Origin of the sequence: Streptococcus sp. 2741 (assembly GCF_013276315.1) — a bacterium.
Classification (GTDB): domain Bacteria; phylum Bacillota; class Bacilli; order Lactobacillales; family Streptococcaceae; genus Streptococcus; species Streptococcus pseudopneumoniae.
Genome location: NZ_VMKU01000088.1, coordinates 1 through 14,109 on the forward strand (window position 1 = coordinate 1; position 14,109 = coordinate 14,109).

A 14,109-nucleotide genomic window follows, 5' to 3' on the forward strand; every position below is an offset into this window, starting at 1 on the left:
TAAAGTCGGGATTATATCATATTTTGTTTCGCAGGAAGTCTATTCAAGCTAGTCCCACTTCAATCCCACATGTTCGTTCATTTCTTTATAGGCTGTATCAATTCGTTCCTTAGTCGCTTCATCTAACTGATCACGATGACTGCCACCCTCTATAAAATCTTCCAAGATATAGGTTTGATAATGATATAAAGGATAGCCTTCTGGTGAAAAGGTTCCCTTTGGTGTTCGATTGACCCAAGTAGGATGAGCTTTAGCTGTTCCGATAGTTGTTTTTCCATCCTTCTTCTTAATGGTCACGTCCATGAGAACGCCACGTTCAGTCCACTTAGCATTTTCTTCATCTCCCATAGATTCAATCCGTTGATTGGAAATGAAGTTCCCCATTGAATAGATAATGAGTTTCTTTTCTCCATCTTTTTCAACCGTTTCAGATGGTTCCACAACGTGAGGATGCCCTCCAAAGATAATATCCGCTCCCCAATCGATCATCTTGTGATAAAGAGCTTTTTGTTCTTCAGTTGGTTCCAAGCGATACTCCACACCCATCTGAGGCATGATAATGGTGATATCTGCTTCCTTCTCTGCCCGTTCAATTTCAGCCTTCATCTTATCTTCGTTTAAATCTGAAAGATAACGATTATAGTCTTCCTGAGAAATATACTGCTCAATTCCATTGAAACCATAGGAATAGGCCAAAAGAGCAACCTTGATACCATTCACTTCCTTAATGATCAGCGGAGCCTGATCACGTGGCTCGTGCGTATAAACTCCGATTGGAGTGATTCCAGCTTTCTCAATAATATCGGCCGTTGAAATAACTCCCTCAATTTGCGAATCCAAAATATGATTATGAGCTAAATCCAGCACATGATAACCTGCATCCTTAATGGCATCCATAACTTCAGCAGGAGCATTAAAGAGAGGATAACCCGCTAAATAATGATCCTTATTGATGGTTCCTTCAAAGTCACCAATAGCTAAATCTGCTTGCTTGAGCCAAGGTGTCACATACTCAAAATTCTCATGAAAGTCATAGGTACCGTCTTCTTTTTTAGCTGAAAAGAAAAGTCCATCGTGGTAGAGCAAATCCCCATTAGCCATAATTCTGGCAGTTTTTTCCTCTTCCTGCTCCTGAGACTTTTGCTTAGTCCCCTCTTGAGAAATAGTATCTCGTTTTTGACTGGTTAAAGGGATTCCTTGGAAACTTTCAACCAACAAGACCAAGCCCATTGATAAAGCAACTGCTAGCAAGAGTACCGCCACAAATCCTTTATTGCTCCACCTGCGATAACTCCTAAAAAAGTTTACCAAGCCATTCATAAAACGAAAAGCTAAACCACCCTGATTTCGATTTTGTCTTCTTTTCATCTTCATTCTCCCTACTTTCTTATGCAAGCCTTTTCTTTTTATTATATCATAGATAAGTAATTCTTTCACAATTGATACTCTTCGAAAATCTCTTCAAACCACGTCAGCGTCGCCTTACCGTATATATGTTACCGACTTCGTCAGTTCTATCNNCCTACGGCTAGCTTCTTAGTTTGCTCTTTGATTTTCATTGAGTATGAATTGAACTTCCTATCTATTTTCTATAAATCCTAAAGGCTGTAATACTTTCAATCCTTGTCATTTTGTGTTATCATGTAGAGGTAATGAAAGGAGAGAAAATGTCTGCTATAGAACGTATTACAAAAGCTGCTCACTTAATTGATATGAACGATATTATTCGCGAAGGGAACCCAACTCTACGCGCGGTTGCTGAGGAAGTTACTTTCCCCCTATCTGACCAGGAAATCATCCTAGGCGAAAAGATGATGCAATTCCTCAAACATTCCCAAGATCCGGTCATGGCTGAAAAGATGGGACTCCGTGGTGGGGTTGGACTTGCTGCTCCTCAGTTGGATATCTCAAAACGCATTATCGCTGTTTTGGTGCCAAATATTGTTGAAGAAGGAGAAACTCCAGAGGAAGCCTACGATTTGCAAGCCATTATGTACAATCCCAAAATCGTCTCTCACTCGGTTCAAGATGCTGCTCTTGGTGAAGGAGAAGGTTGCCTCTCTGTTGACCGCAACGTGCCTGGCTATGTGGTGCGCCATGCTCGTGTTACTGTTGACTACTTTGACAAGGATGGAGAAAAACACCGCATCAAACTCAAAGGCTACAACTCTATTGTTGTTCAGCATGAAATTGACCACATCAACGGAATCATGTTTTACGATCGTATCAATGAAAAAGACCCATTTGCAGTTAAAGATGGTTTACTGATTCTCGAATAAAGAAAATCCCGTTGCAAGACGGGGTTTTGTGTTATAATAGAGGCATGAAAACAAATGATATTGTCTATGGCGTCCACGCCGTTACCGAAGCCCTCCTTGCAAACACAGGAAACAAACTCTACCTCCAAGAAGATCTCCGAGGTAAGAATGTTGAGAAAGTCAAGGAACTGGCTACAGAAAAGAAGGTGTCCATTTCTTGGACTTCAAAAAAATCCCTCTCTGAGATGACTGAAGGTGCTGTCCATCAAGGTTTTGTTCTACGAGTGTCTGAATTTGCCTATAGCGAGCTGAATCACATTCTTGCCAAAACGCGTCAAGAAGAAAATCCTTTGCTATTGATTCTGGACGGGTTAACTGATCCTCACAACTTAGGCTCCATCTTAAGAACCGCTGATGCGACCAATGTTTCAGGTGTCATCATTCCCAAGCACCGTGCTGTCGGAGTTACTCCTGTCGTTGCTAAAACAGCAACAGGTGCTATTGAGCACGTTCCAATCGCTCGAGTGACCAATCTCAGTCAAACTCTAGACAAACTCAAGGATGAAGGATTCTGGACCTTTGGAACGGATATGAATGGTACTCCTTGCCACAAGTGGAATACAAAAGGGAAAATTGCCCTCATCATCGGAAATGAAGGAAAAGGTATCTCTAGCAACATCAAAAAACAGGTCGATGAAATGATTACCATTCCCATGAATGGACATGTTCAAAGCCTTAATGCTAGTGTTGCTGCGGCCATTCTCATGTACGAAGTTTTCCGAAATAGACTATAAAAAAGTTTCCAGTCATCTGATTGGAAACTTTTTTATGATTAACTATGTTCTGTGATAAATTTATAGGCTTCTTGACCAGCGATAGCTCCATCTCCAACTGCTGTTGTAACTTGGCGAAGGTCTTTCAAGCGAACATCTCCAACCGCAAAAATACCATCAACTGCAGTTTTCATGTGGTTATCTGTCACAATCCAACCTGCCTGATCTTGAATATTCAATTCTTTAACAAAATCGCTAACAGGGTCCAAACCAACATAGATAAAGACACCGCCGAAGGCTTGCTCTGTCACTTGACCTGTTTTCACATTTTCAAATACGACAGATTCTACTCGGTTTTCACCCTTGATTTCCTTGACTACAGAATCCCAGATAAAGCTGATTTTCTCATTCGCAAAGGCTCGGTCTTGTAAAACCTTTTGAGCACGAAGTTGGTCACGACGGTGAACAATGGTAACAGTCTTGGCAAAGCGAGTCAAGAAGAGGGCTTCTTCAACCGCTGAATCTCCACCACCAACTACCAATAAATCTTGGTCACGGAAGAAGGCACCATCACACACGGCACAGTAAGAAACACCACGACTGTTCAGTTCTTCTTCTCCAGGTACTCCCAAAGGACGGTGTTTAGAACCAGTTGCTACGATAACTGTACGTGTTTCATATGTTTGGTCATCAGTCATCACTTTCTTAAAATCACCATGGTCTTGGACATTTTCAACATAAGCATAAATGTGCTCAACACCGAGATTTTCAAGCGGTTCAAACATCTTTTCTGCCAATTCAGGTCCACTAATATTAGCATATCCTGGGTAATTTTCGATATCAGATGTATTATTCATCTGACCACCTGGCAGACCACCTTCAATCAAAGCTACTTTCAAATTGCTTCGAGCAGCATACAAGGCTGCAGTCATCCCTGCAGGTCCAGCACCGATAATAATAGTATCGTACATATAGTTTCCTTCTTTCTTGTTGTAACTATCTTTATTCTAACTCTTTCTTGTCAATCACGCAAGGATTATGCCTTGAAAACAAGAATTAAACTCATAACCGCAAAGGATAATACTGGAACAACCAAGACCCCAATCATAATCATATCATAGAGATGGGCTTGGCGAGCCTTGGCTGTCTTATCAACTCCCGACATGGCTCTCAGTCCAATCCAAATTCCTAAAAAAATCAGGACGAGGATGGTGGTTAAGATCAAACTCTCGAAATATAAAGAAAATAGTTGCAGTAGCATGATTTCTCTCATTTCTATCTTTTTAAAGAGTAAACTCAGCTAGTCCAGCTAACTGAGTTTTTCTTTATCTATTATATCAAATATAAGTCCGTTTGTAACTAGCGAAGAATTCTTTTGTCCGCTCTTCTTTAGGATGGTGGATAATCTCATCTGGTGTTCCAGACTCGATGATTTTCCCCTTATCTAAGAAGAGAATCTTATCAGCCACTTGGGCTACAAAGGACATGTCATGACTGACCAAAATCATGGTCTGACCTGACTTAGCAGCATCTGCAATAGACTTCTCTACTTCACCGACCAATTCTGGGTCAAGGGCTGAAGTTGGTTCATCTAAGAGCAAGACATCTGGTTTCATAGCAAGCGCACGCGCCAAGGCAACCCGTTGCTTTTGTCCACCTGATAAATGGCGAGGGTAATGGTTTTCACGATCAGAAAGCCCAACCTTAGCCAACTCTTCCTTGGCAATCTTAGTCGCTTCTTGGTCAGATAATTTCTTGACAACAACCAAGCCTTCTTTCACATTATCAAGTGCTGTACGGCGCTCAAACAAATTAAACTGCTGAAATACCATAGATAACTTGCGACGTAGGGCAAGGATTTCTTCTTGAGTGATTTTAGAAAAATCAACCGAGAAATCATCAATCTGAATCGAGCCACTATCAGGTGTTTCAAGATAATTGAGACTGCGAAGAAAGGTTGATTTTCCAGCTCCTGAAGAACCAATCAAGGCTACAACTTCCCCTTTTTGAATATCCAAGTCCAGATGATCCAAGACAGTCTGTCCTGAAAAGGATTTGCTTAAATTCGAAATCTTAATCATTAACGAAGGTCTCCTTTCACATCTGTTTGCACTGTATCTGGTGCAGAAATAGCCATTTTTCTCTCGATGAAACGACCAAGGCTCTCAATTCCGATATTGACTACCCAATAAACAAGAGCAACGGAGATGAAGCGCTCAAAATAACGATAATCGGCACCACCCAAAATCTGAGCTTGGGCAAAGACTTCCACAACACCCGCACTAAAGGCTAGGGAAGTTCCCTTGGTCAAGCCGATGAGGGAGTTAATCAAGGTTGGAGTCGCCACAACGGCCGCATTTGGAATAATCACGCGACGATAAACTTGTGCTCGGGTCATCCCCAGACTACGTGCCGCCTCAATCTCACCAGGATTGACTGAGAGAATGGCTGCACGAATGGTTTCACTGGCATAAGCTGCCTCATTGAAAGCAAAAGCAACAATCGCAAAAGCTGCTGCTGGAATGGCATTGATATTGAGACCAGTCCCCCATTGCTGATTGAGGGCTTTCAAAGCCAAAGGAATTCCGTAGTAGGTCAACATGAGCTGCACTAAAATCGGTGTCCCTTTTAAGAAACTAACAAAGAAGGCCTGCAAGGGATATAAAATCTTAACACGATTGATCTTCACAATGGCAAAAAGAAGCGCCAAAACCAAGCCAAAAAAGGCACCACCAATTGTCAACATAATCGTTGTTGGAAGTTGTTGAACAATTCTCGGAATTCCATCAAAGACCGAACGCAAGCTAAAAAGCTTGCCATCCGGAATCAATTGCATCAAGTTTTGATACCAATCTGATGCTAAAATCGTTGTAACATTCATAAAAACATCCTCTCCTGATAATGATTCATTCTACCATACTTCTGCCGTCAATGAAATTATTTGCTACGGTCAGATACAGTCTTTGTCTACCTACTAGTTTATCATACTTTAAAACAGGGAGGTTATATATTTTATCTATCAGAGAGATAAGTAAAAACTATTTCAATCCCAATTCTTCATAAGGTTTTCGATAACCGATTTGTTTAACAGTTCCATTTTCTACTAAAATTGGCCGTTTTAACAACATGCCGTCGCTTGCTAGCAACTCAGCTGCTTCTTGGTTTGACAGACTTCCTACCTTATCTTTTAACCCTAATTCACGGTATTTGATTCCACTGGTGTTAAAAAATTGCTTCAATTCAAACCCTGAGGTTTCCAGCCAGTTTAAAATAACTTCTTGGCTAGGTGTTTCTTCGGCGATATGGACGGCTTTGTAGTCCACACCGAGTTGGTTTAATTCTTGTTTTGCTTTTTTACAAGTTGAACATTTTGGGTATTCGATAAATTCTAACATGTCTTTCACTTTCTATTATTTATATCTTTAAAATCTGCGCCTTCATACTCCAAGAGCCAGGCTTTCTTTTCCACTCCTGCGGCATAACCAGTCAGACGCTTGCCTGCTCCCAGCACACGGTGACAAGGTACTAGAATAGACCAAGGATTGCGTCCTACCGCTCCACCAATTGCTTGAGCAGAAGGCACTTGCAGGTCTTGGGCTATTTGCCCATATGTCACTGTCTGACCATAAGGAATTCCCTGTAAATAGTCCCAAACTCGCTTTTCAAAATCCGTTCCAATTGGAGCCAAGGGCAAGTCGGATAAATCCTTAGGCTTGCCTTTAAAGTAAGCATCTAAGCAAGTAATAACTGGGTCTAAAATGGGATGACTAACAACTGCTTCTATCGTCTCATCTCCTAGTCCCCTCTCAAAATGCTTCTGCTCCTGAACCCAAATTCCATACAAATAATGGTCATCAGCTACGAGAGAAAGGGAGCCAATCGGCGAAGAATAGAGCATTTTTACATACTTCTTTTGCATTATTTCTTTAATTTTTGATAGGCCAAGCGTTCGCCATCAACTGGAACCTTACCAACCTGTTTAAAACCGAGTTTTTCAAAAATATGCTGCATAGCTTTGTTTTCAGCATGCGTATCTGAGCGAAAATCTAGATAATCAAAACCTTCAATCAAGCCCTCTAAAAAGGTTTGAACAACTCCCTGTCCCTGCACATCTGCTGCCACAGCAATACGGTGAAAGACTAGGTACTCTGACTCCCCAACTTGCCAGTTGCCTTCATAAATGGCTTCATAGGCTGCCTCTGGACTCTTGGTCACAGCAGCATAGGCTAGTAGTTCTCCCTCTTCCAAGGCTACATAGGCTTGACCTGAGATAATATCTTCAATAATAATATCAGCATTTGGATAACCATTTTGCCACTGGTCACTACCAGCATCCGCTAAACATTTTTTAGCATCCTCCATCACTTGCATGATGTCATCTACTTCATTTGGAAAAGCTAAACGAATCTCCATCTTTTCTCCTCATTTCTGACTAGTTTCTCCCATCCTAGCATAATTTAAGTCTTTCTACAAGCAGTTAAAACTTGACTTTCTGTTTTTGTTATTTTATAATCTAGTTATTAAAACTAGATAAAAAGGAGTTGAAAATGAAAACTACCTTTTCCTACCCAAAATGGGCAGAAATTCCAAATATTGACCTCTATCTGGACCAGGTTTTACTCTATGTCAATCAGGTCTGTGCCCCTATCTCTCCTGATAAAGACAAAGGCCTGACAGCATCTATGGTTAACAATTATGTCAAACATGGTTACCTGACAAAACCTGACAAGAAAAAATACCAACGTCAACAGATTGCCCGTCTGATTGCTATCACAACCCTCAAGTCTGTATTTTCGATTCAAGAAATCGCTCAGACACTGAATACTCTACAAAGTCAAGCAAGTTCAGAGCAACTCTACGATGCTTTTGTGAACTACATGAACCAAGGAATTGACCCAGCTAACCCTATCATCCAAACCAGCTGCCAAACCGTTAAACTCTATCATCAAACCCTAGCCTTAATCCATCATACTCAAGAGGAGGTAATCCAATGAACACTAGTCTTAAACTCAGCAAACAACTCAGTTTCGGAGAAGAGATTGCTAATAGTGTGACCCATGCTGTGGGTGCAGTCATCATGCTCATCTTACTCCCTATTTCATCCACCTATAGTTACGAAGCACATGGCTTTTTATCCTCTATCGGCGTTTCCATTTTCGTTATCAGTCTCTTTCTCATGTTCCTCTCATCCACCATTTACCACTCTATGGCCTATGGTTCGACCCACAAATACGTCTTGAGAATTATTGACCATTCTATGATTTATGTGGCTATCGCAGGCTCTTATACGCCAGTCGTCTTAACCTTGATGAATAACTGGTTTGGCTATCTGATTATTGCTATCCAATGGGGAACGACCATCTTTGGTATTCTCTATAAAATCCTTGCTAAAAAAGTCAATGAAAAATTTAGCCTTGCTCTTTACCTGATTATGGGCTGGTTGGTTCTGGCTATCATTCCTGCCATTATCAGTCAAACGACACCAATTTTCTGGAGTCTCATGGTAACTGGCGGACTCTCTTATACAGTTGGGGCTGGATTTTACGCCAAGAAAAAACCTTATTTCCACATGATTTGGCATCTCTTTATCCTAGCTGCGTCCGCACTCCAATACATCGCCATTGTTTATTACATGTAAAACTCTAAGCAGGCAGAGCCTGCTTAGAGTTTTATAATCGAATTTCCTAAAGAGGAAGCAATATGAAAGCCGTCATTGCTTGTGCTCATAAGATCTTCAGAATCATTTACAAACTACTCTCCACCAAGCATACTTATCAAAAAGAAAAGGCGCTAGGACTGAGGAAACATTTCTAACGCAAAAACTAAAAAAATTTCAATTATAGTATAGCACAGGAAGTGATTTTTTGCGCTTTTTTACTATCTTTTTTCTTCACATATATTTATAAAGTACTGGTGCAAGCTTACATCATCAGTCAATTCAGGATGAAAAGAAGTTACCAACATATTTTTTTCTTGGGCTGCAACGATTTGATTATTCACTGTTGCTAGAATTTCTACATCTTCTCCAACACTGCTGATAATTGGACCACGGATAAAGGTCATTGGAATCTGACCAACTCCCTTACATTCTGCTTCCGTATAGAAACTTCCTAGTTGGCGTCCATAGGCATTGCGCTCGACCACCATATCCATTGTTCCAAGATGACTCTCGTCCTGAGAAGTGATTTCCTTAGCCAGCAGGATCAAGCCCGCACAGGTTCCAAAGACTGGTAAACCAGATAAAATAGCTTCTCTTATAGGAGTCATCATATGTTGATCTCGTAAGAGCTTGCCCATGGTTGTAGACTCTCCTCCAGGTAATATCAAGCCAGACAGTTCATTTTGATATTTCTGGAAATCTTCTAAATTTCTGAGTTCGACACTATCGACTCCTAATTTTTCTAGCACTTTTACATGTTCTGCAAAGGCACCTTGCAAGGCCAATATTCCGATTTTCATCTATTTTCCTCTCTCTGCCATGAGAATTTGGATTTCATTTTCATTGATACCAACCATGGCTTCTCCTAAATCTTCAGAGATTTGAGCCAGTATTTGAGGATTACGGAAGTTAGTCACAGCCTTAACAATGGCACTCGCTCGTTTAACAGGATCTCCTGACTTGAAAATACCTGAACCGACAAAGACCCCCTCTGCCCCTAACTGCATCATCAGCGCAGCATCTGCTGGTGTTGCAACGCCTCCAGCTGCGAAGTTTACAACTGGCAATTTTCCATGTTCATGGACATATTGAACCAATTCTACAGGGACTTGCAAGTCCTTAGCAGCAACATAAAGTTCGTCCTCACGTAGGTTTTGAACACGGCGAATTTCCTGATTCATCATACGCATATGGCGAACAGCTTGGACAATATCTCCTGTACCCGGTTCTCCTTTAGTACGAATCATGGAAGCACCTTCAGCGATACGACGCAAGGCTTCCCCCAAGTCCTTGGCACCACAAACAAAAGGTACTTGAAATTCTTTCTTGTCCACATGGAAACGATCGTCAGCTGGAGATAAAACTTCACTCTCATCGATATAGTCAATCTCAATAGCCTCTAAAATCTGAGCTTCAACAAAATGCCCGATTCTAACCTTAGCCATCACTGGAATGCTAACCGCTTCTTGGATTTCCTTAATCATCTTTGGATCACTCATACGGGAAACACCACCAGCTGCACGAATATCAGCTGGAATCCGCTCCAAAGCCATAACAGCAGCCGCACCAGCAGCCTCTGCAATACGAGCCTGTTCAGGATTTTGAACGTCCATGATAACCCCACCTTTGAGCATCTGTGCCAAATTTTTATTTAATTCATAACGATTTTCAGTCATTTGTTTTATCCTCATCATTTATATTGGTAGCTACCATTTCATTTTAAAATAGAACAGAGTGAATCACAAGATAAAAAAAGAAGAATTGTATGGGTACAGATTGAATCGAGTAGGGGCTAAGACTAGTCCCTCTCACACCACCGTAGGTGCCGTTCGGCATAGGGCAGTTCAACTAATACTCATATCTATTTTCAAAAAGCATTCTGGTTCATTCTCTTTTAACGATGGACTTTACAACACTCCTCTCTAATCCTTGTATGATCTCTTGAAATGTATCAATGCCAGCTTCCAAGGTTTGAAATGCTTTATTCTGGAAGCCACCTTCACCAAGCTCTTTCTGCATCTGTTCAATAGGATTCATCTCTGGCCTGTATGGGGGAATAAAGGGAAAGCCAATATGATTTGGAATAGTTAAGCTACTTGATGGATTCCCTAGGGCATGATCCATGACTAGTAAAATAAAATCAGTTGGATAGGCCTGTGACAGTTCTTGTAAACAAGCTTTCCTCCATTCAGTATGGCATCCTCCGGCAAGCAGGAAAAAAGATGCTCCTCTATAAGCATCAACAGCTCTCTAACAGTAAGAGAATTCATGCACGGAATGACTATGGACAGGAGGACCTATTCCTTTAGGTGGCTAACAAGATCCTAGTTTACTGCCTATCCGAAACCAGCCTCATCTTTGATGCATGAACCCAAGCTTACGAAAGCATCTACTATCTTTAAAGCGTTTTCTTACCTTCTTGAATAGAGATGGGATGTTTAGACGCGGCAATGGTTTGAGCGCCTGCTTTCTTAGGATCTAGGGCAACAGTGCGCCAGCTATGTCGCTTCAACAGTTGACAGAAAGCATCACCTGTGTAGGAACGACTAATCTCCTTTTGATAGGACTGAAGAAATGGAGTATCACTAAACCTCCTGAGAAACAATCTCTAGAACACTTGTCCTACAACGGCCTGTATATCCTAGTCCGGTACGTTATAAGCAATGAATTCATTTTTATTACAATTCAATCTAGATTTTGCAGGAAATCTACTGTAACAACTTCCTCTTCCTCTGAAGTTTTCAAATGACCGGAAAACTATCTATTCCTTGACTGTCATATAAACGTGGTTACAACCACCACATCTTTCTTGAAGGAGAGAGTCCGAACCTAACTCCTCATCCTTCTTTAAATTTCACCAAACTACAGTCTAGACGCTCTATCATCTCTTGATAGGATTTTCCCATCAAACAAAGCAGAACGATTGGAAGACTTTGTGTTAGAGGCTTAGTAAGGTCTTTAAAGAGAAAGGTGATTTCTTGTTTAGCTAATTTCATGTTACTATCGTACAATGCTTTTTGAAGTATGTCTAGTATTAACCACTCTTTTCATCACCCCACTACAAGTTGATAAAGAGCCACAAAACTTCAAGACTTTTCTAAGTATTTTCGATATAAGCATTAAATATATTTCAGAAAAAGCAACATTAACCTCCCTTAACTGAAACAAACTCAAGTTCACTAAATTGATTAATAATTCTTTTCAAGTCTTTATCTGCTTTTTTCTCTGACACATCATATTCAGATGTTAATTTTCTCAATAAGTGGTCATATGAAATTGAAGTATCAATTTTAGACCATATAAAAAGATTTCTCTCTCCATCACTTATAACATTGATTTTACTTCGAGTATCCTTTAAATTATCATTAATATCAATTCCATTAATTGTAATTTCTCCTGAATCTTGTTTTAGAAGCGTTGTCATCATTTTTATTAAGGTTGTTTTGCCTGCCCCATTTTCTCCTAAAACTCCAATTATTTTTCCTCTTGGAATTTTTAATGAAACATTATTAATAGCTTACTTTTTCTTTTTAGTAAATTAATCTTCGTTTTTGTAAGATAACTTTTAGATACATTTTTTACTTCTAACATCGGAATTCTCCTAAATTGTTAAATATTCGATCACTTTCTTCTCCACCTTTTTATAGCTGAGCAAGCCAATCACAATAAAAACTAATGAGAGAAGTAAAACTTTAAAAATCAATAGACATAGTTGAAGCGATTCCAAATCTCCAGAAGATATTAGTCTAACTATCTCTAAGCCATAAGTAATTGGTAATAAATCACCAACACATTTTAGAAAATCAAGAAGCACTGTCCTAGGAAATGTAACACCAGATACTAAAAATATCAAAATAAATAACGTATTCTGACTTATAAATGTATCTCTTAACCAGAGCATTATGTTAGCAACAAAAACACTCATAGAAAATGATATTAAAACAATAACAATATAACTCAACAGCCAATAGGATATTGGAGTTGCCATGAACTTTGCACCGAGCAAAATAGAAATAATAAAAAGTGAACAAAACTCCATAAAAGTTCTTCCAAGCTGTTCAATGAACACGCCTATATAATAGCTGAAAATACTATATGGAGTTATAAATAAGCTTTCCAAGGTTCCCTCTCGGACCTCAACCATCAATGAACGCCCTACATTCATCAAAATAGCAACAGCAACATTGTAGTAAAGCATCCCAGCAGCAGCGAAAGTAAAATAATCAATCACTTCTACTTGACTAACTACTAATTTGTTATTAAAAAGATAATGAGCAATTAACCAATACCCTAAAAGCTGAAAAATGGCATCTAACAATCGATTCAGGAATAGAGCTACTGGAAAAAATCTAGTATACATTTGCAAATTTCTAATTATTAATGCCTTAATCAACTTTCGATAATCTCCATTTCTACTCTTTTATAATCGTGCCAATCTCACCTCCTGATAAAAGAAGTGCATTCGCATCATCAGTATCAATATGCATTTCCAATCTATATTTATCACTCACTCTGCAATGAACATCATGCAAAGTAGCACTTTTTTCGCTTTTTACTTCAACAGAAACTATATCTCCATTTTTAAGACCCATTTCCTCAGCTTCTTCTGTGGCAAAGTGAATATGTCTATTAGCAATAATGCACCCTTCATCTAAATTAACTCTTCCATTAGGTCCTATAATGGTAATCGGTGAAGAGTTTTCAATCTCACTCGAAGTACGTACTGGTGGAGTTATCTTTAATAATCTAGAATCTGTTTTAGAAACCTCAACTTGTGTATAAGGACGAATTGGTCCTAATACCCTGACACGATTAATCTCGCCAGATGCCGACTGAATTGTAACCTGTTCTTCAGCAGCGAATTCACCAGGCTGATACAAATCTTTTAACTTGTTTAGTTGGTATCCTTCACCAAATAAAATATCTAAATGTTCCCTCTTTAAATGAACATGTCTAGCAGAAATGTTAATGATTACTTGATTAATTTCCATGATAATTTATCTCCTTTTCCTATTTATAATACCATATTTTTTTCTGATTCATTATACTCAAAATGAATCAAAGCCTCTTTATTCAGATACATACCCTCTTCATTGAGTAAATGATTCAAATCAGAGTTCCATTGTGACGGTTTATCTCCTATACTTTCTAAGTTCTCAACAAAAGTATAGATATAAAAGTTTGTTGCTCTATATTTTTCACCTCCTATATTAAAATCTCTAAATAAGCTTATTGCTAATATTTTATAGTCGCTTAGTTTCAAACAAGCATGTTATAATAAAGCTATGCATGTAGTACAGATTTTAAACAGCGAGCATTAGATTACATCAAAGAGGGGGCACAGCCATGTCGAGGCAGCCAAGGTTTTTGATGTCGGCGTCAGAACTCTCTTCACATGGAAAAAGAACTTACGTGAACA

General features: G+C 39.5%; 18 protein-coding genes and 2 pseudogenes. 4 read left to right on the top strand and 16 right to left on the bottom strand.

The window, feature by feature from the left end; translation table 11 throughout:
- Positions 1 to 48: 48 nt before the first annotated feature.
- Positions 49 to 1,368, bottom strand: a complete 1,320-nt coding sequence (locus HT671_RS08505) for a CapA family protein (protein ID WP_172923125.1) — start codon at positions 1,366 to 1,368, stop codon at positions 49 to 51.
- A gap of 299 nt (positions 1,369 to 1,667) precedes the next feature.
- Here HT671_RS08505 and def point away from each other — a divergent pair, with 299 nt between their 5' ends.
- Together def and rlmB are read left to right on the top strand one after the other, a co-directional pair.
- Positions 1,668 to 2,279 carry a peptide deformylase gene (gene def, locus HT671_RS08510; RefSeq protein ID WP_004260025.1) on the top strand — a complete coding sequence of 204 codons (612 nt, stop codon included), beginning with the start codon at positions 1,668 to 1,670 and terminating at the stop codon, positions 2,277 to 2,279.
- A 44-nt stretch (positions 2,280 to 2,323) separates the two neighbouring features.
- Positions 2,324 to 3,052, top strand: a complete 729-nt coding sequence (gene rlmB / locus HT671_RS08515) for a 23S rRNA (guanosine(2251)-2'-O)-methyltransferase RlmB (RefSeq protein ID WP_138703006.1) — start codon at positions 2,324 to 2,326, stop codon at positions 3,050 to 3,052.
- Between the two features lie 38 nt (positions 3,053 to 3,090).
- Here rlmB and trxB read toward each other — a convergent pair whose 3' ends face one another.
- From trxB to HT671_RS08550, 7 genes are all read right to left on the bottom strand, one after another.
- A complete protein-coding gene (gene trxB / locus HT671_RS08520; protein WP_119947794.1) occupies positions 3,091 to 4,002 on the bottom strand; it encodes a thioredoxin-disulfide reductase in 912 nt (303 codons plus the stop codon).
- A gap of 65 nt (positions 4,003 to 4,067) precedes the next feature.
- On the bottom strand, positions 4,068 to 4,292 hold the full coding sequence (locus HT671_RS08525) for a DUF4059 family protein (protein WP_000926599.1): 225 nt from the start codon (positions 4,290 to 4,292) through the stop codon (positions 4,068 to 4,070).
- Between the two features lie 76 nt (positions 4,293 to 4,368).
- Positions 4,369 to 5,112, bottom strand: coding sequence for an amino acid ABC transporter ATP-binding protein (locus HT671_RS08530; RefSeq protein ID WP_000590965.1), 744 nt, complete (start codon positions 5,110 to 5,112; stop codon positions 4,369 to 4,371).
- Positions 5,112 to 5,912 (bottom strand): amino acid ABC transporter permease, encoded by an 801-nt coding sequence (locus HT671_RS08535; protein WP_001103446.1) that lies wholly within the window; start codon positions 5,910 to 5,912, stop codon positions 5,112 to 5,114. Before HT671_RS08535 ends, HT671_RS08530 begins: the two co-directional genes overlap by 1 nt.
- A gap of 157 nt (positions 5,913 to 6,069) precedes the next feature.
- Positions 6,070 to 6,426 (bottom strand): arsenate reductase family protein, encoded by a 357-nt coding sequence (locus HT671_RS08540; RefSeq protein WP_023934080.1) that lies wholly within the window; start codon positions 6,424 to 6,426, stop codon positions 6,070 to 6,072.
- Between the two features lie 5 nt (positions 6,427 to 6,431).
- Positions 6,432 to 6,950, bottom strand: a complete 519-nt coding sequence (locus HT671_RS08545) for a methylated-DNA--[protein]-cysteine S-methyltransferase (RefSeq protein WP_023934081.1) — start codon at positions 6,948 to 6,950, stop codon at positions 6,432 to 6,434.
- Entirely contained in the window at positions 6,950 to 7,444 is a 495-nt protein-coding gene (locus HT671_RS08550) for a GNAT family N-acetyltransferase (RefSeq protein ID WP_172923126.1), read from the bottom strand. The genes HT671_RS08545 and HT671_RS08550 overlap by 1 nt, the downstream gene beginning before the upstream one ends.
- 134 nt (positions 7,445 to 7,578) lie before the next feature.
- Between HT671_RS08550 and HT671_RS08555 the strand changes: the two genes are divergently transcribed.
- Both HT671_RS08555 and HT671_RS08560 read left to right on the top strand, forming a co-directional pair.
- Positions 7,579 to 8,025: a DUF1836 domain-containing protein gene (locus HT671_RS08555; RefSeq protein WP_000858721.1), complete on the top strand. Its 447-nt coding sequence runs from the start codon at positions 7,579 to 7,581 to the stop codon at positions 8,023 to 8,025.
- Entirely contained in the window at positions 8,022 to 8,669 is a 648-nt protein-coding gene (locus tag HT671_RS08560) for a hemolysin III family protein (protein WP_001097999.1), read from the top strand. The genes HT671_RS08555 and HT671_RS08560 overlap by 4 nt, the downstream gene beginning before the upstream one ends.
- Before the next feature lie 239 nt (positions 8,670 to 8,908).
- Here the strand turns inward: HT671_RS08560 and pdxT are convergent, their stop codons facing one another.
- The 8 genes and pseudogenes from pdxT to HT671_RS08600 all read right to left on the bottom strand — a co-directional run bounded on the left by pdxT (position 8,909) and on the right by HT671_RS08600 (position 13,953).
- Positions 8,909 to 9,490 (bottom strand): pyridoxal 5'-phosphate synthase glutaminase subunit PdxT, encoded by a 582-nt coding sequence (gene pdxT, locus HT671_RS08565; protein ID WP_023934084.1) that lies wholly within the window; start codon positions 9,488 to 9,490, stop codon positions 8,909 to 8,911.
- Positions 9,491 to 10,366 (bottom strand): pyridoxal 5'-phosphate synthase lyase subunit PdxS, encoded by an 876-nt coding sequence (gene pdxS, locus HT671_RS08570; RefSeq protein ID WP_023939837.1) that lies wholly within the window; start codon positions 10,364 to 10,366, stop codon positions 9,491 to 9,493.
- 208 nt (positions 10,367 to 10,574) lie between these two features.
- A pseudogene (locus HT671_RS11710) lies at positions 10,575 to 11,259 on the bottom strand (IS630 family transposase); the annotation flags it as partial.
- 195 nt (positions 11,260 to 11,454) lie between these two features.
- Positions 11,455 to 11,626: pseudogene (locus HT671_RS11715) on the bottom strand (IS630 family transposase); the annotation flags it as partial.
- Between the two features lie 209 nt (positions 11,627 to 11,835).
- On the bottom strand, positions 11,836 to 12,204 hold the full coding sequence (locus tag HT671_RS08585) for a PqqD family peptide modification chaperone (RefSeq protein WP_078374384.1): 369 nt from the start codon (positions 12,202 to 12,204) through the stop codon (positions 11,836 to 11,838).
- 87 nt (positions 12,205 to 12,291) lie between these two features.
- Positions 12,292 to 13,083, bottom strand: a complete 792-nt coding sequence (locus HT671_RS08590) for an ABC transporter permease (protein ID WP_172923127.1) — start codon at positions 13,081 to 13,083, stop codon at positions 12,292 to 12,294.
- Between the two features lie 19 nt (positions 13,084 to 13,102).
- Positions 13,103 to 13,681 (bottom strand): phosphate propanoyltransferase, encoded by a 579-nt coding sequence (pduL, locus tag HT671_RS08595; protein ID WP_000405172.1) that lies wholly within the window; start codon positions 13,679 to 13,681, stop codon positions 13,103 to 13,105.
- Between the two features lie 23 nt (positions 13,682 to 13,704).
- Entirely contained in the window at positions 13,705 to 13,953 is a 249-nt protein-coding gene (locus tag HT671_RS08600) for a hypothetical protein (protein WP_000777026.1), read from the bottom strand.
- Positions 13,954 to 14,109 lie beyond the last annotated feature (156 nt).